The following is a 22415-nucleotide window of genomic DNA, read 5'->3' on the forward strand; positions in this document are numbered from 1 at the left end:
AGAATTATACCTTTTTAAACAGCAACGAGCCATTAGTACCGCCAAAACCAAATGAATTACATAGTGCGTAATCCAATTTAGCGTCACGTGCAGTGTGCGGTACATAATCTAAATCACAGCCTTCATCAGGGTTATCAAGGTTGATTGTAGGGCTTACTTTTTGATCAACCAGTGACAAGATAGTAATGATCGACTCTACCGAGCCCGCCGCACCTAACAAGTGACCCATCATTGATTTAGATGAACTTACCATCACATCTTTCGCCGCATCACCAAAAATAGTTTTAACGGCTGAAGTTTCGGCTTTATCGCCTGCATTAGTCGATGTACCATGAGCATTAATGTAACCCACTTGGTCTGCATTAACTTGTGCATCATTTAGAGCATTTTCCATCGCAAGGGCTGCGCCTGCACCGTCTTCCGGTGGAGACGTCATGTGATAGGCATCACCACTCATACCAAAACCGACCAGTTCAGCATAGATTTTCGCGCCACGTGCTTTTGCATGCTCATACTCTTCCAGTACGATTACACCTGCACCATCAGCAAGTACAAAACCGTCACGGTCTTTATCCCAAGGGCGTGATGCTGCTTGTGGATCGTCGTTACGAGTTGATAATGCACGTGCAGCATTAAAGCCACCCATACCAATTGGTGTAGACGCTTTTTCAGCACCACCGGCTACCATTGCATCTGCATCGCCGTATGCAATCATACGCGCAGCATGACCAATGTTATGTAGGCCTGTGGTACAGGCTGTAACGATTGAAATATTAGGACCACGTAAACCGTGCATAATCGATAAATGACCAGAGATCATATTGATAATGGTCGAAGGCACGTAAAACGGGGAAAGCTTACGCGGACCGCTGTTTAATAGTTTAATGTGGTTTTCTTCAATTAAAGTTAAACCACCGATGCCAGACCCAACTGCTACACCAACACGCGTGGCGTTTTCTTCAGTGATCTCTAGACCTGAATCTTGTAGTGCTTGTACACCCGCTGCAATGCCATATTGGATAAACAAATCCATTTTCTTTGCATCTTTCGGTGACATGTAAGCTGATGCATCAAAGTCATTCAGCAAACCTGCGAATTTGGTGCCGAAACTTGAGGTATCGAAATGCGTGATAGTTTGAATACCACTTTTACCGTTTAACAAACCTTGCCAAGTAGATTCAACATCATTACCTAGCGGTGTCAACATTCCTAAGCCAGTTACGACGACTCGACGTTTAGCCACGGGTTGCCTCCAATAAGGAAATTATTTTAGGTGGGGTGTATACCAAATTTATTAGTATCATTCTTCAGATAGACTAAGGGCAGCGTAATGCTGCCCTTAAAATCAAAATGCGTAAAATTACTCAGCGTGAGCTGTAACGTAATCGATTGCAGCTTGAACTGTAGTGATCTTTTCAGCTTCTTCGTCTGGGATCTCAGTGTCGAACTCTTCTTCAAGAGCCATTACTAGTTCTACAGTATCAAGTGAATCAGCACCTAAGTCATCTACGAAAGAAGCTTCATGTTTTACTTCTTCTTCTTTAACACCTAGTTGCTCAATGATAATTTTCTTTACGCGTTCTTGGATGTCGCTCATTCTTCTTTCCTTTATTAAAAACGCCAATGCGTTATTTTCAGATTGCGGCGTAGTTTACGCCGCATAATTCTGTGATTCAAGGATTTGCTGATAATAACTTATCTGGTCAAACCTCTTGATTGGTATTTGTTCATTTATCGCTTATTTTCACAGCGAATTCAAGTATGTTTAAAGCAAGATCACAAAAAATTCAATATTTTTCGATAAACTTTCGTTAGCTTTTTTAAGCTAACATTCATTAAACCATATACATCGCACCATTTACATGCAATGTTTCACCTGATACATACGCCGCTGCATCGGATGCTAAATAACACACAGCTGCTGCGATTTCGTCAGGTTGACCAAGGCGACCTGCAGGTACATTTGCAAGCGTAGCTGCTTTTTGCTCTTCAGTCAGCTCGTCGGTCATATCGGTTTGAATAAAACCCGGTGCAACAACGTTTACTGTAATGCCACGTGATGCCACTTCTCGCGCTAATGACTTAGTAAAACCAATTACGCCAGCTTTGGCTGCAGCATAGTTAGCTTGACCCGCATTACCCATCGTGCCCACAACAGAACCGATATTAATGATACGGCCATTTTTCTTTTTCATCATAGGACGTAAAACAGCCTTAGATAAACGGAAAATTGAGCTTAGATTAGTATCGATGATGTCATCCCACTCACCGTCTTTCATACGCATTAATAAGTTATCACGAGTGATACCGGCATTGTTAACTAATACATCGATATCACCTAAATCAGCCTTTATAGCAGCAAGTGTTGCCTCAATTGACTCAGGATCTGTTACGTTAAGTGCATAACCTTTACCATTGTCGCCTAGGTATTCGCTGATTTTAGCAGCACCTGATTCGCTTGTTGCAGTACCCGCTACTTTTGCACCTTGTGCAACTAACGTCTCTGCAATCGCTTTACCAATACCACGGCTTGCACCAGTGATTAGGACAACTTTGCCCTCAAGAGAAAATAAATTTGTCATTCTATTCCTACTTATTTCGCTTCATCAATCGTAGCCTGCGTATTAACCGCAGCGCATACCATTGCTTTATCAATTCGTTTCGCAAGGCCCGTTAATACTTTACCTGGGCCAAACTCATAACTTTGTGTAATACCTTGTGCAACCAATGCTTGTACTGTCTCAGTCCAGCGTACTGGGCTGTAAAGTTGACGTACTAATGCATCTTTAATTGCTTCACTTGACTGCTCTGCTTTCACATCAACGTTGTTGATTACATCACACTTAGGTGTATTAAATGTTAAAGCAGCTAAATCAGCAGCTAATTTTTCAGCGGCTGGTTTCATTAGTTCACAGTGAGAAGGCACGCTTACTGCCAGTGGTAAAGCGCGTTTAGCACCTGCTTCTTTACATGCTTCTGATGCACGTTCAACCGCGGCTTTATGACCTGCAATAACAACCTGACCGGGTGAGTTGTAGTTGACTGGTGAAACAACTTCACCATTGGCTGATGCTTCACACGCTGCTTTAATTTCATCATCACCTAAACCGATGATTGCAGCCATAGAACCAACACCCGCAGGTACTGCTTCTTGCATGTATAAACCACGATTTTCAACGAGTTTAACGGCTTCGCTTAAGCTTACGACGCCAGCACACACTAGCGCTGAATACTCGCCTAAGCTGTGACCAGCCATAACAACCTCAGCATCAGGGTTTGCATCTAACCATTGACGGTAAATAGCAACACTGGCAGTTAAAAGTGCCGGTTGTGTACGATGGGTTTGATTTAATTCTTCTTCTGGACCATTTAGTACAAGCGCAGCGAGATCATAGCCAAGAGCCTCAGATGCTTCAGCAAATGTTGCTTTAGCAATTTGTGAATCAGCTAATAGTTCAGATAACATACCCACAGTTTGTGAGCCTTGACCTGGGAATACGAGTGCAATTTTATGTGCCATACTTAGCTCTTATAATTAAACAAAAAAATATTCTCTAGCAGGCAGCATAACAAGTTTTAACTATGCTGCACTACTTTGTTGTTGGATGTGTTTGCTCAAAAATCGCAGCGATTTTTTCAGGGAGTTGGCGTTCGACTTCCCGCGCGGCTTCATCAATAGCAGCATGAAACGCCTTCGCAGAGGCATTACCATGGCTTTTAACAACAATACCGCGCAATCCTATCAGACTTGCGCCGTTATACTGGTCGGGGTTCACCCGTTTGTAGAGCTTTTTTATTACTGGACGCAGTAAAAAAGCCAAACTTTTGTATAAGAAATGCTTGTGTAAGGCTTTGGTGAGTTTATGCATAATAAGCTTGGCAATACCTTCACAGGTTTTAAGTGCCACATTACCTACAAATCCTTCGCACACAATTACATCGGCTTTGCCACTGAAAATATCACTACCTTCACTATACCCTGTATAGTTGAGATATTTACACTGCTGCATTAACTGTGCAGCTTGTTTTATTCCTTCATGCCCTTTGATGTCTTCAGAGCCAATATTCAATAAACTGACTCTTGGGTTTTCGCAACCAAGAGCTTGCCCTGCTACCACAGAACCCATAATGCCAAATTGATAAAGCGTTTGCGCATCGCAATGCACATTCGCCCCTAAATCAAGTAAGTAAACAGGTGTTTTCCGTTCAGTTGGAACAGCAGAAATAAGGGCAGGACGCTTTACGCCTGGTAGCATTTTCAATACATAATGCGCCATAAAAAACAACGCGCCCGTATTACCGGAGCTTACACAGGCCTGCGCTTCACCCGATTTAACTAAATCGAGGGCAACTCGCATTGATGAATCTTTTTTAGAACGAACCGCTGAAGCAGGCTCACACGCATTTGTGACAACTTCGCTACAATGGCGAATAATTAAACGAGGATGAGATAACGAATCGAGTGCTTCGAGTTCTTTTAGAATAACTTGCTGATTACCACATAAGATGAGTCTTAAGTTGGTATTAGCATTTACCGCGTTCACGGCAGCGGGGATAGATGAACGGGGGCCATAATCGCCCCCCATCATATCTAACGCTATGGTTAGATTGGTCAGCATATAGCAATCTCTTAGTTAGAAATTACTTTAACGCCTTTGTAGTAACCGTCAGCAGTTACGTGGTGACGACGATGAGTCTCACCAGAAACTTGATCTACAGTTAAAGTTGGACCATTGATCGCATCGTGTGAACGGCGCATGCCGCGTCTTGCACGAGACTTTTTGCTTTTTTGTACAGCCATTAGTCTTCTCCTAAGAATCTTTCTTAAGTTGTTTCAAAATATCAAATGGATTTGGTTTGTCATCTTCTGCTGCTAATTTACCAAAGCTTGAAGGCTCTGATGAATAACTGCACGAGGCTTCGTTGTGTGTAGGCACTATTGGAATAGCTAAAATCAATTCGTCTTCGATTAACTCAAACACGTTGATTTCACCGTTTTCGTCCAGTTCTACTTCATCGTAACCTGCAGGAAGATGATCTGACTCTGCATCCAAACCGACTGGCGAATACACAAAGTCTTGATCCAAATCCAACCCTAAATCACCATTGCATCGTTGACAAGTTACGGTTACGTGTACTGATAAATTACCACTTATCACTACTAAACCTTGATCATCAATTTTGCAATGAATCTTTACCGCTATTTCACCTGCTTCTTCCTGCACAACTTGCTCTAAACGAGAAAGTTTTTCAAGCGGAACAATACCGTCATAAGATAAACGATGTTGTGCTGCTTTGCTGGGATGAAGAGTGATGGGAATTTTCACCTTTTGCATAGGGGCTGCATCATATAGATAGTTAGTAAGTTAGTCAAAGTAAAAAACCATTTTTAGTCGGTTTTTAACGATCTTCCGCTTTGTTTTCGGGTTCATTGTGACTTATCCTTGGCAAAATACAATTTTCATCCAGAATTTTTTATGAAACCAACACTTATATTAGCGTCAAGCTCACCATTTAGACAGCAATTATTAACTAAGTTCAACTTACCTTTTCAAAGTTTCTCTCCAGAAATTGATGAATCCCCTATCGCGGGTGAAACACCTGAGCAACTGGTAAAGCGTTTAAGCGAACAAAAAGCCCGTGTAGCAACACAGCATTTTGATGAAGGTTTAGTAATAGGCTCTGATCAGGTTGCAGTATTTGACAATGCGATTTTAGGAAAGCCCCACACTAAAGACAATGCAGTTGCACAGTTATCCTCATTCAGTGGTCATACGGTGACATTCTTAACGGGTTTGAGTGTTTTTGATATCAAAAGCAATAAAGCGATTACCACTGTGGTGCCTTTTGAGGTGACATTCAAAACACTGACACTTGCGCAAATAAATGCTTATTGCGATGCTGAGCAGCCTTATAACTGCGCAGGCAGCTTTAAAAGCGAAGGGTTAGGTATTTGCTTATTTGAAAAGCTCAGTGGCGATGACCCAAATACACTGATAGGTCTGCCACTGATCACTCTAACTAAACTACTGGCTGAATTTGATGTTGATGTGCTGATGCTTCAGGAGGCGTAGTTAAAACGTGTAGCAATTGTTGGTATGAATCAACAACACATAACGGCGTATGTTGCTCTAACTGCGCCTTACTATGTGCACAGAAACTGACACCAATACAGGCAATACCCGCAGCATTAGCCATTGCCATATCCAATTGACTGTCACCAATCATCACAGCGTCGTGCTTAGCTATGTCTTGCTCGCGTAAAATTTGCTCAAGCATATCTGGTGATGGCTTCGACTTAGCATCATCAGAGCACTTTATATTAACAAAGTACTTACCAAGGCCTGATTCTTTAAGTAACCTATCGATACCTTCACGCCCTTTACCGGTAGCCACTGCCAATTGCATACCTGCGTCGCTTAGCTGATTTAATACCGTTTCTACATCAGCGAATAACGGTGTAGGTGTGAGATCTAGCTCACGGTACTGCGCTTTATAGCCTGCGACTAGTTCATCATTTAAGTGTAAATGGGCAGGGAAAAGTGCTTCAGTCGCTTTGACTAGCGATAAGCCAATCACATCTTTTGCTTGCTGCTCTGTTGGTATATCGATACCCAGCTGTTTGGCAGTATTTTGCAAACACGTAACAATTTTCGGCACAGAGTCCATTACTGTGCCATCCCAATCAAAAATAACCAGCTTAAATTTGTTCATTATCAGCACGTAGTTTTTTAATACAGTTACTTAACGCTTTGTCTAATGGCGCTTCAACATGCATGGTTGTTTCGTTTTTAGGATGCATAAAGCGTAAATCATGGGCATGTAAAAACAAACGATTTAAACCAGTCAGCTTATTCACGTATTGATCAAACTCTGCGACACCGTATTTATCATCACAGGCAATAGGATGCCCCTTACATTGTGTATGCACACGAATTTGGTGAGTACGACCCGTAACTGGAGACGCTTGCACTAATGAACACTCTGCGTAACGCTCAAGCACACGAAAACGAGTATGCGATGGTTTACCTTCCGTGTTATCAACACGCACAACGCGCTCACCAGACTTCAACGTGTTTTTACGAAGACCCTCGGTGACATTTTTGGTTTTTGCATCCCACTGACCATCCACTAATGCCCAATAGTTCTTTTCCATGGTTTTTTCACGTAGCTGCCTGTGTAAATCAGTCAACACTGAACGCCTTTTAGAAATCAACAAACAGCCTGAAGTGTCACGGTCCAAGCGATGAACAAGTTCTAAGCTACGCTCTTCAGGGCGAAGTACACGCAGTGCCTCAATTAAGCCATAACTTAGGCCACTACCGCCATGCACGGCCATACCTGAAGGCTTATTAATCACCATCAAATACTTATCTTCAAATAAAATAGCGTCTTCAAGCTGTTTAACTTTGTCGAGCTTTTTAGGTACAAATTCTTCTTTTTCAGCCACTTTAATTGGCGGGATTCTGACAACATCATTAAGTTGTAACTTATAAACTGGTTTTATACGTTTTTTATTTACTCGCACTTCGCCTTTACGAAGAATTTTATACACTGCACTTTTAGGCACACCTTTTAGGTGAGTTATAAGAAAGTTATCAATGCGTTGACCCAAATGGTCTTCACTGATGGTAACGAATGATACTTGTAAGCCGGTTTTTTCTGACATTGCCTAATCACTGATTTAAGTAAATAATTTAGTTGCTAACGCGGTTGTAATAGTGGGATAATCACTAACGCAACGTAAGTTTGCAATTAACAACGGTGCTTTTTATCACATTAATACATTCGTGATGCATATTCTGGGTTGCCGATCATACAGATCCGCGCTAAGTTTTCCAAAGCTTTTATAACCACCCAGCCAACACGAGCGTTCAATTATCGGCGATGCGCGTAATATATTGCCTGCATAATTTGAGCACGAATGTTGATTAATGATTAAAAAAGCAATTGAACAGATAAATTGTCTGATAGTGACGACGTAAAAACGTCGTTCAGAATTTACAGTTGTAGCAAGACATTGAATTACAATTTGAACATGGTCGACTTCTGGACAGAACTCGTAATAAAGAGCCGTAGATAAGAACGGCAGTTTTGGCACCGAAAAGAATTTAATAACGTGACAGCATGTTATTGTCAGCCACACCATAGACACGCTCAATGTATGCATACAATAAAGGTTTTTGACCTTAACCAGTCGTGAGATTGCACAAAAATAACCGTCAAAAGCTACTGAACAGACGAGATAAATCGTCATGTCAGCGACAGAATTAGTAGAGTAACAATATGAAACGTATGCTAATCAATGCGACGCAGCAAGAAGAAATGCGTGTTGCACTGGTTGATGGCCAGCGCCTATATGATTTAGATATCGAAAGCCCAGGTCACGAACAAAAAAAAGCCAACATTTACAAGGGTAAAATCACCCGTATCGAACCATCTCTTGAAGCAGCCTTCGTTGATTATGGCGCTGAAAGACATGGTTTTCTACCATTAAAAGAGATCGCACGTACTTACTTCCCGCAAGGTTATACTTTCCAAGGTCGTCCGAATATTCGTGACGTAATTAAAGAAGGTCAGGAAGTTATCGTCCAAGTTGATAAAGAAGAACGTGGCCAAAAAGGTGCTGCGTTAACAACCTTTATCAGCGTTGCTGGTAGCTACTTGGTACTGATGCCAAACAACCCGCGTGCTGGTGGTATTTCACGCCGTATCGAGGGTGACGAGCGTACTGAATTAAAAGAAGCACTAAGCCGTTTAGAATTACCGAAAGGCATGGGCTTAATTGTTCGTACAGCCGGTGTGGGTAAATCATTTGAAGAACTTGAGTACGATTTAAAAGCACTGTTAGTTCATTGGGAAGCAATTCAGCAAGCTGCCGATAGCGGCCCTGCTCCATTTTTAATCCACCAAGAAAGCAACGTTATTTTCCGCGCTATTCGTGACTATCTACGTCGTGATATTGGTGAGATTTTAATTGATAAAGCACGCGTATTTGAAGAAGCAAAAGCGCACATTGAACGCTTCCGCCCTGACTTCATGAGCCGTGTGAAACTGTATCAAGGTGATGTGCCTTTATTCACGCATTACCAAATCGAAAGCCAAATTGAATCAGCCTTCCAACGCGAAGTTCGCTTACCGTCAGGTGGCTCAATTGTTATTGACCCAACAGAAGCATTAACATCTATCGATATCAACTCATCAAAAGCCACAAAAGGCGGCGATATCGAAGAAACTGCGCTTAATACAAACTTAGAAGCGGCTGACGAGATTGCCCGTCAATTACGTTTACGTGATTTAGGTGGTCTTATTGTTATTGATTTCATCGATATGACTCCACCTCGTCACCAACGTGAAGTTGAAAACCGTTTAAAAGATGCGGCGCGTCCAGACCGTGCTCGCGTACAAATTGGTAAGATCTCTCGCTTTGGTCTACTTGAAATGTCACGTCAACGCTTACGTCCATCATTAGGTGAAGCAAGCCAAGGTCCTTGTCCTCGTTGTAGCGGCCAAGGTACTATTCGCTCAAATGAGTCTATTGCCCTTTCAATTCTTCGTTTACTTGAAGAAGAAGCGATTAAAGACAACACATCGCAAGTGAATGCGCAAGTACCTGTTGCTGTTGCCGCTTATTTGTTAAATGAAAAGCGCCGTAGCGTTCACCGTATTGAAAAGCGCCATAATGTTGATGTCGTAATTATTCCAAATCAGCATTTAGAAACACCTCATTATGAAGTGGTTCGCTTACGTAAAGATGAAACGATTGAAACCGTAAGCTACGAACAAGTCGTTGCGCCTGAACCAGAATCATTCGAGATGGCTAAGTCACCTTCTGCACCTGTTCGTGAAGAGCCTGTGTTGAAAGGTGTGGTTATGCCTACAACACCAGCTCCTCAAGCGGCACCAAAAGCTGAGCAACCGGCTCCTGTAGTTAAGAAACCTGAAGGTGGTTTATTTGCTGCGATTGGTAAGTTCTTCAAGTCGTTATTCAGCAATGCCGAAGATGAAGCAGAAAAAGAGCAAGAAGAGAAAAAAGCAGCGCAAAGACGTAGCAATAATCGTCGCAACAACGACAACCGTCGTCGTAGTAACAATCAACGTCGTCGCAATTCTCGTAATAAACGTCCTGATGATGCGCAAGCTAAAGAAGAAAGCACAAACACTTCGAATAAGCCTGAGCAAAAAGAAGGCAACGAGAATCGCAACAAGCGTCGTCGTAATTCTAACAACAGAAAACGTAATGAAAAACGTAATGACGATGTAGAACAAACGACAAAAGACACTGCCCAAGAAAAGCCATCTGAGCAACCAAAAGAGACAAAGCCTAAGGTTCGTCGTCAACGTCGTAACTTACGCAAAAAAGTTCGCGTAACAGACGAAAGCGCAGATGAAGCAAATACAGTACACACTACGACTGAAACAGTTGAGCAAGCAGCTAAAGCTGAGAAACCAGCTAAGCCTGTAAAAGAAGCTGTAGCTGTTGAGACTGAACAGGCAGAACAACCTGTTGCTGAAAAGCAAGCACCTACAGAACCTGTAAAAGCTGACACTGAGCCTAAACAAGCTGAGCAAGCTGAATCAGTGGTTGAAACATCAACTGAAGAAGAGCAAGCCCAACCACGTACTCGCTCTCGTCGTTCGCCGCGTCACCTTCGTGCCGCTGGTCAACGTCGTCGTCGCCCAGAGCACGATGAAAAATCGAGTGATGAGAAAACTGATGCACCAGCATTCATCCCAGTTGCAGATCAAGCTGCTGCTGAATACGAAGCTGAACTAAAGGCAAAGCAAGCTCAAACTGAAGAACCAGTAAAAGCTGAAGAGCCAGTGAAAGCTGAAGAGTCAGTGAAAGCTGAAAAGCCAGCGAAAACTGAAGAACCAGTTAAAACTGAAGAACCAGTGAAAGCTGAAGAGCCAGTAAAAGCTGAAGAACCAGTGAAAACTGAAGAACCAGTAAAAGCTGAAGAGCCAGTACAAGCTGAAGAGCCAGTGAAAACTGAAGAACCAGTAAAAGCTGAAGAGCCAGTACAAGCTGAAGAGCCAGTACAAGCTGAAGAGCCAGTACAAGCTGAAGAACCAGTACAAGCTGAAGAACCAGTTCAAGCTGCAGAACCAGTACAAGCTGAAGAACCAGTACAAGCTGAAGAGCCAGTACAAGCTGAAGAACCAGTGAAAGCTGAAGAACCAGTAAAAACGGAAGAGTCAGCACAAGCTGAACAGCCTGCTAAAAATGAGAAAACAATTTTAGTGAAAGGTTCAGCAAGCGCTGTAATGGCTAAACCTGCACCAGTTGCAGATAGTGAGCCAGAGCCTACTCCAGCGGCAATGGCACATGATAAACGTGTTACTATTCCAGACAGTGGCCTGCGTGCTGGTTCAATCAAGCCTGCAGGAAAAGCGAGTGCTGAAATGGCGAAAACAATGCTAGTAGACTAATTAAGCTCAGCAAACAAATGAAGCCGCGTTATCAACATAACGCGGCTTTTTTATTTTTACTGAGTTACATAAATATCAACGCACTTAATAAGCGTAGTAACGGTCTAACTTAAATTTCAACCTTATTGATCTGAACTTGTGGTTGTACGTTTGTAAAATTCGGTAAATCTGCAAGGATCTCCTCTGCATGAGGGCTAAACGAATCCTCAAATGCTTTTAAAGAATCAAACATCAAATGTCCAATCGCGATAAAGGCAGGTTTTTCATTAATAGTCCCGCCCGATAAACCAGAATCAACACTGACTCCAATCAGCGCATCCCCCAATAATCCTGAGACGAGTGGAAAATGAGTATTTACATAATAATTTATGTCAAAGAATGCCTTGTCACTATTAGGATACATAACACTTACTTTTATCATTGTTTTCACCTTTAGTTGTAAAGTTAACCCTAGAGTCGAACACACACAAAACCTAAATAAGGTACATAAACCTACTGTATGTTAGGAAAAGTTACAATGGTCTTTTAAGATGGGATTTAAAAACTAAGTTAGTTGATAACGCTGACCACAGAGCAGTAGTAAATTAACGAAGAAACATAAAGGCAATACAAATACTGTGTTAAATTGAAGGCCTTGTGAAAGAATTAGCTCACAGATATACGCCTTGTGCCTATTTCATTAGCTGTACCACCAACAATAACCTTCTTAATTTGCCTATTATTAGATTCAACTGACGCAGTAATTAATGAAGAACAGCCCATTGCTCGCCCTTGCTCAAATACAAAGTGATTATTCGAATTTCTAAAAACATGCTTTGTTAAATAACAGGCAAGCGCCCCACTCGCACTACCTGTTGCAGATTCCTCCGAAATACCAAATAAAGGCGCAAAATTGCGGCAACTTGCGGTTATAGTGCTTTGCGTGTTTTCAAGCTCAAAGGCGTGAATGCCTACCACATTATGTATTTTACTAAAATCAGCAATTAAAGAATCATCGCAACTTATCTTATCGAGTGTTCCATAAGGTACAGGCACAATTATATCTGCCAGGCCTGTTGATATAACCTCAATAGGCATCTTGGTTGATGATAATACACTAACATCAAGCCCGATTAGTTTTGCTATTTCATCGTATCTGAACGTGCCTAAAAACTGCGGTAAGGCTTGCTCCATGGTAACTAGGCCACTTTCATCAATGCTAACGCCAAGTAAACCTGCTTTGGTTCTCTGTGTATAGCTGCCTGCTTTAACAAGGCCATGTCGAAACAAAGTTGAAAACACAGCGAGTGTTGCATGACCACAAAAATCGACTTCAGTAGTGGTGGTAAAAAATGATACCGCAAAATCAGCTTCAGGATCGCGTGAAACAAACGCCGTTTCTGAAAAGCCGATTTCCTGAGCTATTGCTAATTTCTTATTATCAGAAAGCGCATCGGCATTTAGAACAACACCAGCAGGATTCCCACCGCTCTCCTGTGCAGTAAACGAGTTAACTAAAAATGCAGTTACTACCATTAGCTGGTTCTCTTAATAAAATGAGTTAGTATCGCCACGGTACTTACTTCATGCTAACGTAATGTGATGTTAGCTCCTTGTAGTTTAGTATCCATAGTGACTGTTTTTGATAAAGTATGTAAATAAAAAATGTCTAATAATCAAATACAATACTACCTATCGGGAGGTCCAATTATTGCTCATTTGAATCTGACATCAACAAGTTTGTTAACTACACCCAAATATCATTAACAGCCGTTAGTTCACCACCTGTATCACCGGTATTTACAACGCCTTTCGGCTCAACAAGCATTATTTTGCATTCCGTTATAGCTCTAGGTTTATGCTCAACACCCTTTGGAATGACAAACAGTTCTCCCGATGTTAGGCTTACCGAACCATCTCTGAACTCAATGTCTAACTCACCTTCAATGACAATAAATACTTCGTCAGTATCAGGGTGATCATGCCAAACAAACTCTCCTTCAACTTTTACGAGTTTAAACTGATAGTCGTTCATTTCAGCTATGACACGTGGCGACCAATGATCACTAAATTTAGAAAATTTATCTTTAAAATTTATTGCCTTATAAGTCATAGTATCCCTTTAATAATTATTCAAACGGTTCGTTGGCATGGTAGTAAATTCGTCCACGCCAACCATAAGCTCACACCACTGAATAGCTGTGCTAGTGCATTAAATAAAGCTTGTAGTTTCAGCTTCTTAAATGTGCAAGATCGATAAAGCGCTCAAACCCGCCATTCTTAGCTCGCTTTTAAGCTAATAACTTAAAGCTCGCTCATCCCTTTTCTTGCTCCATAAAGCGCTGCAACTGGTCTTTCAGATTAGGCGGAATGCCTTTTATCACTAGCGTATCAGTTGCTTCGTTGTACGTTACACGTTCACCTAAATGTTTACGCTCAAAGCTGACACTGACGCCACCACCCATACCTGAAAATTTCACCATGCTAGTCACGGTCTTTTTATCTACAGGGAACGACTCTTCTAAGTCGTAGCTCTGCTCCTGGCAAAAGCTCTCAAATGGACTATCGTCACTTTTTGATAATGTAGCCGACAGCTCTTTAACATTGGCATCTTCCCCTGTCGTTACGCAGTCATTACAATAATCAAAAACTTGTTTGCGTAGCTCGTCTTTTTCTGACTTATCGTATTGCTGTTCTGATAAATAATCTTCTACGGCATTTAGCATCACTTGACTTTGTTGCTTAGGATCAATTCCCTCTTCACAGCCTAAAAAGTCTAAAAAGAAATCTGCGACTTTGCGACCCGCACGACCTTTAATGAAAGAAATGTAACGATTATCCTCTGGTTGCGTATCCCATGCGGTTAAGTCAACACGTGCAGCCAATTGCATACGAGAAATATCTAAGTGACGCGACGATGCTAAATCAAGCTCAGACGTAATTGAGTAATGCTCTTTGATGTTGATCATAGCAATCAACAGAAAGTCACTTGCCACATACTGATAATGACAAAAAACTAAATAACCTGTTTCATTAAAGGCATACTTATTGAGCTCTTCTTTTAATACGTTAGTTGCTTGCTCGGTCATATGCCAAAAGCCGAGCTCATCATTGCGGTAGCTTTGCATCGCTGATGCAACCACACTGTTTTTATCGCCGCTAAACGCGCAATAACCTTTCCCCGGTTTTCCATTGTATGCATGGTGTAACTGTTCAATAAATACAGCAACTTTGTCGTTAACAACCATCTCATCATTGCGTAAATGAATTTCTGTATCGTCGTCCTTTTTGTCTACATAATGAACGACTAATTTTTTAACATCTATTGTCATCTTTGTTTTTCACGCCTCTGGTGTTAAAATACGGGAATATAACTCTTTTTATCGAACCAACTGATGCCTATCATATCAAAATATTCCAATGACCAAGTAGAACAAATCGTTGATCAGCTGATTGATGTACTGACAGAGCATAAAGCGCCTGTTGATTTAAGTCTTATGTGTTTAGGAAATTCTATCACGCATATTTTAAAAGAGCATGTCCCGTCAGAGAAAAGACAAGCTGTTGCCGACAACTTTGCAAAAGCATTAGCACAGTCGGTTAAATAATATTTATGAATTTATCGCAACAAAGTCAATTCTCATCAAAAGTAAGTCAGCTTTTAAGCTGGGGGCACTGGTTTACCTTCGCAAATATCGGCTTAGTGTTATTTATTAGTCTGAGTTATTTATTTGCAGACACCGCACCGACCACCTTTATGGGGGTTGTGTATATGTTGGTAACCTGGTTAAGTCATACAAGCTTTATTACTTTTATTGCCTTTGTTTTAACGATATTTCCATTAAGTTTAGTCTTTCCATACCCGCGACACATACGCGGTATGGCCGCTCTGATAGCCACCGTTGGGGCATCACTTTTAACGCTTGATGCCTATGTCTATTTTAATTTAGGGTATCACTTAAACTCGTCTGCATTACCTGAAATTGTCTCATTGTTATGGCATCGTTTAACCAGCTCTCCTGCACTTACAACCTTACTTGCAGGCGGTATTGTGCTGCTTATTCTCGCGTTTCAGTTACTTGTGAGTAATTATACTTGGCATCATCTTGCTCGTTTAAAGCAATACAAATTCGCACGTTATGCAACTAGCACTATTTTAGTGTGTTTTGCACTCAGCCATAGTATTCATATCTGGGCTGATGCTAACTTAAAGTTTGATATTACCAAACAAGATAATGTACTCCCGCTGTCATACCCAACAACAGCCAAAAGCTTATTAGCTAAAAACGACTTACTCGATATAGAAAGCTATAAAGAAGCGCACGATGTAAGGCTCGACCCTCATAACGTTGGCTATTTACCACCTTCGCCTATTGAACAATGTAGTGTAGAAACTGCCGCTAAAGTAGATATTTTAGTCTTTTCAGATAATCAAGCATTAGAGCAGTTTGTAGCCGGTGAGCCGACTTTACGCAAAACGGACTTATTTCTTCAACCTATTGAAACAGAAGACACACTATTTAGTTTGTTATACGGCTTACCTGCTTTTTATAAAGCCCCTATTATTACTAATCAGCAATTGCCGCTATGGGTTAATGAAAAACGTTCATTGCATGTAGAAGGCTTTAATCAATTTGATTATGTGAATATTACTCAGTCAGATGCCGCCGTTAGACTTATTAATGCGTCGAACACAACCAACGTTCGTGAAGATGCAACCACCATTTTTGCATTTAGCCTAGCACAGCAAAACAACGGTATAGTAACAACCTCAAGACTTTATAGCTCAGATAAAAAAGTTGTCCAAACTGACGGACTTATTCAGCCAAGTGATATTATCGCAACAAGTATTGGGCAATATCTTGGCTGCCAAAGCTTAGCTAAACAAACAATGCTGGGTAGTAACTTGTATAAACGCCATGACGACACAGGTGTAAACTATTCTCAAAATGTCTTTATTGCATTTAAAAAGGATCGGATCACACTAATAGATTCAGATGGCAACTTTAAAAATATATCGGCCGCACAGGGTTTTGCTATTGAGCAAGGACTCGACATTCCATTTTTAGTACAGAGCATAAAAAAACTAAAACGCTTTACCCCTTAATATGCTAAAAATGACGGCTTAATTATAGTTACTCAACACTATTAATTTAGAGGACATGGATGTCATGAAAGCCGTAATCCTTTTTTTATTTAGTTTTCTGTTTTTTATCTACCCTACAAAACAGTTTGCAGCCCAATACTATAAGTGTACAACAGATAAAGGCACTATTTTTAGCCAACAACCTTGCGGTAGCCGCGCAACTAAACACACCATCAATGTAACTGACCCTAATATTGAAGCACCGAAAGACTTTGTTAAGCAGTTAAACGAATTAGAGCGCCAGCAAATTGTTCGTAACCTTGAGGCTGAAATACGCAGTAATAAACACAAGCTTGCCATTTTAGACCGTGAGCGTGATCGCGCCCAATTTCAGCAAGAGCAACGTCTTAACAGAATATTATCTGATCAAGACAAAAAGCGAATCGAAAAAGACATCAAGCAACAGCTAAAATCAATTAATAAGCAATACAAACAAGATGTTGACGTGCTAACTAAAAAACTCGCTGGATTAGAAAAAAAGTTAAAGCGATATAATTAGTTATGTTTAACTATTGGGTTTCATGATTAAATAACATATTCTTAACACATTAGAGTTAAAGCTCTAATGTAAGTGTATTGAGTTTTTAAGAAGGGGTTTATATGCAACCACAACATATTGCAGAGCTAATTTTATCTGGCTTTCGCAATCACTATAAACTTTTTCAAGCAATAACAGCTAAAGCCCCCTATGCCTTTGCTCAGCAAAATTGGCAAAAGATTAATGAAATTAGCAAACTCAGGATCAGCCATTACGATGATCGGGTAAACGAAACAATTACAAAACTAAAATCGTTAAACGAGCAGCAAATCATCGAGCTTGATCAAACATGCTGGTTAGAAACCAAGCAAATCTATCAACATTTTTTAAGTTTCCACCCACAAGCAGAGCTTGCCGAAACATTTTATAACTCCGTTTTTTGTCGACTATTTCATCGTCGCTACTTTAACAATGATTTTATTTTCGTCGAAGCAACACTCGCTGATGCACCTGCGCTTCCTGTTGAGGCTGAGTATAGAAGCTATTTTCCTGTTGTTGATGGCTTAAGACCGACTATTCGCAAAATCATCACCCAATTTGATTTTAAAGCGCCATTTGTGGATTTAGAACGCGACATCCGCCTATTGGTAAAGGCCTTTTATAAACAAGCACCCGATACACATCATCAAGCGTGGCAAATGCGTTTTGATATCCTGCAAGCACCTTTTTACCGTAATAAAGCTGCCTACATTGTTGGTCGTGTGGTGTCACAAAGTGGTGTGCAGCCTTTCATTATTGCTGTTTTACACCATGAAGACAAAGGCTTGTATCTAGATGCGCTACTGACCAAGTCATCACAAATGCGAGTTATTTTTGGCTTCGCACGTGCTTATTTCATGGTTGAAACCCATGCGCCATCGGCACTCGTTCGCTTTCTAAACCAACTTATGCCAAATAAGACCTTAGCGGAGCTATACAATGCTATTGGCTTTCACAAACAAGGCAAGACAGAATTCTATCGTGAATTTTTAAGTCACTTAAACCATTCTAAAGACAACCTCGTTATAGCCCCAGGTACACCGGGGATGGTGATGATGGTATTCACCCTCCCCTCGTTTGGTTACGTATTCAAAGTGATTAAAGACACCTTTGGCGAAAGCAAACCGTTTGGCCGTGATACCGTATTGAAACGCTACCAACTCGTTAAAAGCCATGACCGCGTTGGTCGAATGGCAGATACAATAGAGTATTCGAACGTCGTATTTCCTCTTGCTCGCTTTGATAGTAAATTACTTGAAGAGTTACATAAAACAATTGGCTCTTCGATGATTATTGAGGGCGAGTGGCTGATTATCAAACATTTATATATTGAAAGGCGAATGACGCCCCTTAATATGTACCTTGAGAATGCCACTGAGCAACAAGCGTTTGAAGCCATTGAAGAGTACGGCCAAGCTCTAAAAGAAATGATTGCCGTCAACATTTTTCCAGGTGACATGCTCTTAAAAAACTTTGGGGTGAGTAAACACAATCGCGTTATTTTTTACGATTACGATGAAGTTCAGTATTTAACTGATATGAACTTTAGAGCATTGCCAAAAGCAAAATCATATGATGATTATCTAACGAATGAGCAAAGCTACTCAGTTGCGCCACAAGATGTTTTCCCTGAACAATTATGCACCTTTGTCACGGCAAACCCTGTATATAAGCAATACTTGCTGAGTACTCATCCAGAGCTTGAAGACCCAGAGTTTTGGCAACAAGCGCAAAAGAATATAAAACAAGGCAAGGTGAGTCATATTTACCCGTACCCTGCCGGACAACGGTTTATCCATTATTGGTAAACACTAAGGACATGCAATGAATATAAGTAAAATAGATTTAAACTTACTTGTTTACCTCGATACGCTGCTTAGGGAGTGTAATGTAACAAAAGCAGCCAACCAGCTGAGTATAACTCAGCCAGCAATGAGTAACGGCCTCAAGCGTCTTCGCAATTTATTTAACGATCCTATCTTAGTTCGCACCAGTGAAGGTATGGTTCCAACTGAACGTGCTAAAGAACTGCAACCTGTGATCCGCGGCATTTTAATGACGTTAGAAGAAACGCTTGCCCCTAACCGCGAATTTGAAGCATCGCAAAGTAAGCGAGTCTTTCGTATCATGGCCAGTGACTACGCTGCAAGCACCCTCGCACCACGCTTACTGAGTAAATTACACGAAGAAGCACCGGATACAACATTAGATATCTTAACACCAAGCGATGTGACCTTTCATGATGTTGAAAACGGTAAAGTTGATATGGCTATAAATCGCTTTGAAAACTTACCACAATCATTTCATTATAAGCAGATTTGGAAAGATAGCTTTTGTTGCTTAGTAAAAGCCGATAATCCTATTATTGAAGACTTTAGCCTTGATAGCTATTTAAAAGCCCGCCATATCTGGGTAAGTAAAACAGGATTTGGTGTTGGCGTGGGTATGGATCCTAAAGATGTACAAAAGCTTGGCTGGGTAGATGAAGCACTTGCTCATTTTGGTAAGCACCGGAATATTGCAACCTTCACACGTAATTATCATGTAGCCATTCACTTAGCAAAAGAACAAAACCTGGTTGCAACTCTGCCTTCAAAAGCTGCCAATATATACCTAGATGACCCTGGTTTAACGATTCTTGAGCCACCCTTCCCTATTCCTCCATTTGAGCTCGATATGATCTGGAGCCCTTTATTACACCGTGATGCCAGTCATATATGGTTACGTCAAAAAGTGGCTGAAGTAGCAGATGAGCTTAAGTAACATTTTACCTATTAATTTGTAATTATTGCTGATGTTTGCTCTCTCGAGGACACATCAGCCCCTTTCTTATCTCTTTATAATTTTGCAAGCCTTTGAAAATAAAAGGCTTATAAATAATTAACGACTATGGAACGTGTCTTGCTCTAATTTATGTGCATTGTTTTTAAGTTATTAAATTTAAATTTTAAAGAGGTCATTATGCAAACACATCAAGGACATGACGTTCATCATATTGCAGATATCATTCAAGTTATGAACAGTGGTATCGATTTTTATGAAAAAGCACAGGAAAAGGTTGAAGATCCAGCCATAATTGCACTATTTCAACGCATGATAGATGCTCGTAAAGTAAGCATAGAGCGCTTACAACCTTACGCCATCAATGAAACCGGTGAACGCGAAAATGGCTCTGCATTTGCTGTAGAAGCACGTAAAGCCTATACCGCGTTAATTACTAAACTTGGCGCTGATAAAGATAAAACCTACGTTGATGAGCTTGAAGAAGTTGAAGACAAAACACTTGCTGAAATAAAGCACGCACTCGACAAGCCTCAGCCACACGACTGTGAAGCAGCGTTATCAAAAACACTGCTAACTATTCAAAGCTGTCACGCTGAAATGAGTAAGCTTAAAAAACACTAACTTGCTAACTAATCAAAGCCCAGCTCACCTGGGCTTTTATCTATTTAGATATTGGTTTGTATTTTATCTGAAATTTTAACGATTAGATTTGGGTATCATCTGAAAGACAACTAAGAACTAATTCACCATCTCTAGTTCACTATTTCCCGAAATTCAACTAAGTTCCAATAACGGACCATTTAGCATGACTCGTTTATGCCCCGAAACAAGTTAGGGTAAATTCTTCAATGATTGTTTTGAGCAATCAAGAGATGGTCCAAGTCGTTTAATGCTATTGGCTCTATTCTACAAAACGAATGTTCCGCTAACTCATTTTTTCGCCTCATAATATTAGCTAAAAATTTTGCTTAATGGGCTTACAACACCGTTTGCTCCTTGTTGTAAAACATGGGTGTAAATCTGTGTGGTTTTGACATCAGAATGGCCCAATTGTGCTTGAACGGTGCGAATATCGGCGCCACTTTGGGGATCTTTACTTAATATATGAGAGGGAAATAAATACTGCCATGCAAGCGACTTAGCAGCCGAAGGATATTTTTTTGTTAAAGCATAAGGCATCCATACGCCAGCATATTCTGGATTATTTAAATCAAGTTTTAGGTAGTCATCAACGTGCAGAATTTGATTTCTCAGCATAGGTATTAGCTCGGTGGCTAGCGTTACTATACGGTGTTTATTACCTTTGCCATTCCATATTTGAATACATTTATAATCAAAATCAATATCTTTCACTCTTAATTGTACTGCTTCCATTACTCTTAAACCACTTCCGTACATAAGGCCTGCAATAAGGTAATAACGCTTATTTAAATGAGTCATAAGCAGCTTAACTTCTTCTGGTGTCATAACTACAGGTAGTTTTGCTTGTTTTTTACTGCGGGCAAAATTTAAATTTAACGACAGCTCATTTTTTACTATGTGCTTGTATAGAAACGACAATGAATTGAGTGCTGTGGCTTGCGTTCGTGGTGCAACGTTTTGTTTTGATGCTAAATGCTCTAGGTAGTATTCGACTTCGTTGTCTCCCATTGAGGCAGGGTGGCGCTTATCATGAAAATGGATATAAGATGCAATCCATTTTAGGTATGTATCCACGGTACGTAATGAGTACTGACGTACCAACATATAATCAGCGATATAATTTAAAAATGGAGAGCGCGTTTTCATGTCATCACCAACAAAAATAACTGTATAAATATACAGTCCAGTTGTTGTACTCCTATATTCAAGAAAATGAGCGATGAGCGTATTTTCTTTTTCTGAATACCTTTAGTGTCAATAAAAATATTATAGTTGGCATTGCATTACGTTATTTGTTAAAAATAGATTTATTAATACATGCGCGTAACATCGGCAGGAAGATGCGCGATGTGCGCACTATAAAATTGTTAACTGCTTTAGGAGATTTCGGTGCACGAAATTATAGAAGCAATAAAATCTAAAAACCTAAAGGAGGTATTCTTTGGCTCCAGTGGGTTTAGCATCGCGGATGAAGCTAACATCAATGACCTTCAGCTAGGTTACAGTGTGCATCCAGATGGCAGTGATCTAAGTGGGCCAAACGAAGGTGATTGGCAGAAGAGCTGGGTTGTTATCGGAACCGATACCGAAGTCGGAGATCCCTTCTTCGTAGATACAAGCGAACCATTGTTGCCTGTTTATACGGCAATGCATGGTATGGGTGAGTGGAGCGCGGAGTTAGTATCTACCTCGTTGTCTTCTTTCCTTGAAGTTCTTTCCTATCTAAATGGCATCAGTAAACAGGATTTCACGCGGATAGACCCAGATGAAAATACTATAACTGACTCTAAGGAGCTTGCTGTCATTGAGAGAAAATTACTGGAAATATCTGGTGAAAAATACTATTGGCAAAACTTTATTGAGCAGCATCAAGAATGGGTTAAGGAGTTCGGCAGTTAACAAGTCAAAGCACGC

At 40.7% G+C, this 22415-nt stretch carries 23 protein-coding genes; 9 read left to right on the forward strand and 14 right to left on the reverse strand.

The window, feature by feature from the left end:
* Positions 1–4: 4 nt before the first annotated feature.
* From fabF to yceD, 7 genes are all read right to left on the reverse strand, one after another.
* Positions 5–1243, reverse strand: coding sequence for a beta-ketoacyl-ACP synthase II (gene fabF / locus L3Q70_RS09240; protein WP_054554715.1), 1239 nt, complete (start codon positions 1241–1243; stop codon positions 5–7).
* A 117-nt stretch (positions 1244–1360) separates the two neighbouring features.
* Positions 1361–1597, reverse strand: a complete 237-nt coding sequence (gene acpP / locus L3Q70_RS09245) for an acyl carrier protein (RefSeq protein WP_016707440.1) — start codon at positions 1595–1597, stop codon at positions 1361–1363.
* A gap of 238 nt (positions 1598–1835) precedes the next feature.
* On the reverse strand, positions 1836–2582 hold the full coding sequence (gene fabG / locus L3Q70_RS09250; RefSeq protein ID WP_062569232.1) for a 3-oxoacyl-ACP reductase FabG: 747 nt from the start codon (positions 2580–2582) through the stop codon (positions 1836–1838).
* Positions 2583–2593: 11 nt separating this feature from the next.
* Positions 2594–3520 carry an ACP S-malonyltransferase gene (gene fabD, locus L3Q70_RS09255; RefSeq protein WP_193988904.1) on the reverse strand — a complete coding sequence of 309 codons (927 nt, stop codon included), beginning with the start codon at positions 3518–3520 and terminating at the stop codon, positions 2594–2596.
* A 70-nt stretch (positions 3521–3590) separates the two neighbouring features.
* Positions 3591–4619 (reverse strand): phosphate acyltransferase PlsX, encoded by a 1029-nt coding sequence (gene plsX, locus L3Q70_RS09260; protein WP_237114148.1) that lies wholly within the window; start codon positions 4617–4619, stop codon positions 3591–3593.
* 11 nt (positions 4620–4630) lie between these two features.
* Positions 4631–4801: a 50S ribosomal protein L32 gene (gene rpmF / locus L3Q70_RS09265; RefSeq protein WP_062569235.1), complete on the reverse strand. Its 171-nt coding sequence runs from the start codon at positions 4799–4801 to the stop codon at positions 4631–4633.
* Positions 4802–4811: 10 nt separating this feature from the next.
* On the reverse strand, positions 4812–5336 hold the full coding sequence (yceD, locus tag L3Q70_RS09270; RefSeq protein ID WP_062569236.1) for a 23S rRNA accumulation protein YceD: 525 nt from the start codon (positions 5334–5336) through the stop codon (positions 4812–4814).
* A 141-nt stretch (positions 5337–5477) separates the two neighbouring features.
* On the opposite strand from yceD, the gene L3Q70_RS09275 reads away from it, so the two are divergent.
* Complete coding sequence (locus L3Q70_RS09275) at positions 5478–6074, forward strand: nucleoside triphosphate pyrophosphatase (RefSeq protein ID WP_062569237.1); 597 nt, start codon at positions 5478–5480, stop codon at positions 6072–6074.
* On the opposite strand, the gene L3Q70_RS09280 is transcribed toward L3Q70_RS09275, so the two are convergent.
* Together L3Q70_RS09280 and rluC are read right to left on the reverse strand one after the other, a co-directional pair.
* Positions 6022–6714, reverse strand: a complete 693-nt coding sequence (locus L3Q70_RS09280) for an HAD-IA family hydrolase (RefSeq protein WP_237114149.1) — start codon at positions 6712–6714, stop codon at positions 6022–6024. The two genes, L3Q70_RS09275 and L3Q70_RS09280, sit on opposite strands and share 53 nt — an antisense overlap.
* Complete coding sequence (gene rluC, locus L3Q70_RS09285) at positions 6701–7669, reverse strand: 23S rRNA pseudouridine(955/2504/2580) synthase RluC (protein WP_237114150.1); 969 nt, start codon at positions 7667–7669, stop codon at positions 6701–6703. The genes L3Q70_RS09280 and rluC overlap by 14 nt, the downstream gene beginning before the upstream one ends.
* Positions 7670–8286: 617 nt before the next feature.
* Here rluC and rne point away from each other — a divergent pair.
* Positions 8287–11433 (forward strand): ribonuclease E, encoded by a 3147-nt coding sequence (gene rne, locus L3Q70_RS09290; protein WP_237114151.1) that lies wholly within the window; start codon positions 8287–8289, stop codon positions 11431–11433.
* A gap of 109 nt (positions 11434–11542) precedes the next feature.
* Here rne and L3Q70_RS09295 read toward each other — a convergent pair whose 3' ends face one another.
* From L3Q70_RS09295 to yejK, 4 genes are all read right to left on the reverse strand, one after another.
* Positions 11543–11854, reverse strand: a complete 312-nt coding sequence (locus L3Q70_RS09295; protein ID WP_062569241.1) for an EthD family reductase — start codon at positions 11852–11854, stop codon at positions 11543–11545.
* 224 nt (positions 11855–12078) lie between these two features.
* On the reverse strand, positions 12079–12948 hold the full coding sequence (locus tag L3Q70_RS09300; RefSeq protein ID WP_237114152.1) for a PhzF family phenazine biosynthesis protein: 870 nt from the start codon (positions 12946–12948) through the stop codon (positions 12079–12081).
* Positions 12949–13159: 211 nt separating this feature from the next.
* The gene (locus L3Q70_RS09305; protein ID WP_237114153.1) at positions 13160–13525 is read right to left on the reverse strand and encodes a cupin domain-containing protein; all 366 of its coding nucleotides are present in this window, start codon (positions 13523–13525) and stop codon (positions 13160–13162) included.
* Between the two features lie 202 nt (positions 13526–13727).
* Positions 13728–14744, reverse strand: coding sequence for a nucleoid-associated protein YejK (gene yejK / locus L3Q70_RS09310; RefSeq protein ID WP_193988910.1), 1017 nt, complete (start codon positions 14742–14744; stop codon positions 13728–13730).
* A gap of 63 nt (positions 14745–14807) precedes the next feature.
* On the opposite strand from yejK, the gene L3Q70_RS09315 reads away from it, so the two are divergent.
* The 6 genes from L3Q70_RS09315 to L3Q70_RS09340 all read left to right on the forward strand — a co-directional run bounded on the left by L3Q70_RS09315 (position 14808) and on the right by L3Q70_RS09340 (position 20480).
* Positions 14808–15020 carry a DUF1414 domain-containing protein gene (locus L3Q70_RS09315; protein WP_054554702.1) on the forward strand — a complete coding sequence of 71 codons (213 nt, stop codon included), beginning with the start codon at positions 14808–14810 and terminating at the stop codon, positions 15018–15020.
* A 5-nt stretch (positions 15021–15025) separates the two neighbouring features.
* A complete protein-coding gene (locus L3Q70_RS09320) occupies positions 15026–16519 on the forward strand; it encodes a DUF3413 domain-containing protein (protein WP_237114154.1) in 1494 nt (497 codons plus the stop codon).
* Between the two features lie 64 nt (positions 16520–16583).
* On the forward strand, positions 16584–17057 hold the full coding sequence (locus L3Q70_RS09325) for a DUF4124 domain-containing protein (RefSeq protein ID WP_193987395.1): 474 nt from the start codon (positions 16584–16586) through the stop codon (positions 17055–17057).
* Positions 17058–17158: 101 nt separating this feature from the next.
* Positions 17159–18883, forward strand: a complete 1725-nt coding sequence (gene aceK, locus L3Q70_RS09330; RefSeq protein ID WP_237114155.1) for a bifunctional isocitrate dehydrogenase kinase/phosphatase — start codon at positions 17159–17161, stop codon at positions 18881–18883.
* Between the two features lie 16 nt (positions 18884–18899).
* Positions 18900–19838: a LysR family transcriptional regulator gene (locus L3Q70_RS09335; RefSeq protein ID WP_062569248.1), complete on the forward strand. Its 939-nt coding sequence runs from the start codon at positions 18900–18902 to the stop codon at positions 19836–19838.
* A 198-nt stretch (positions 19839–20036) separates the two neighbouring features.
* The gene (locus L3Q70_RS09340) at positions 20037–20480 is read left to right on the forward strand and encodes a PA2169 family four-helix-bundle protein (protein ID WP_062569411.1); all 444 of its coding nucleotides are present in this window, start codon (positions 20037–20039) and stop codon (positions 20478–20480) included.
* 330 nt (positions 20481–20810) lie between these two features.
* On the opposite strand, the gene L3Q70_RS09345 is transcribed toward L3Q70_RS09340, so the two are convergent.
* Positions 20811–21647: an integron integrase gene (locus tag L3Q70_RS09345; protein ID WP_237114156.1), complete on the reverse strand. Its 837-nt coding sequence runs from the start codon at positions 21645–21647 to the stop codon at positions 20811–20813.
* A 243-nt stretch (positions 21648–21890) separates the two neighbouring features.
* Between L3Q70_RS09345 and L3Q70_RS09350 the strand changes: the two genes are divergently transcribed.
* Positions 21891–22400, forward strand: coding sequence for a hypothetical protein (locus L3Q70_RS09350; protein ID WP_193987397.1), 510 nt, complete (start codon positions 21891–21893; stop codon positions 22398–22400).
* Positions 22401–22415: the final 15 nt, after the last annotated feature.

Source organism: Pseudoalteromonas sp. CF6-2 (assembly GCF_021729425.1).
Classification (GTDB): Bacteria; Pseudomonadota; Gammaproteobacteria; order Enterobacterales; family Alteromonadaceae; genus Pseudoalteromonas; species Pseudoalteromonas arabiensis.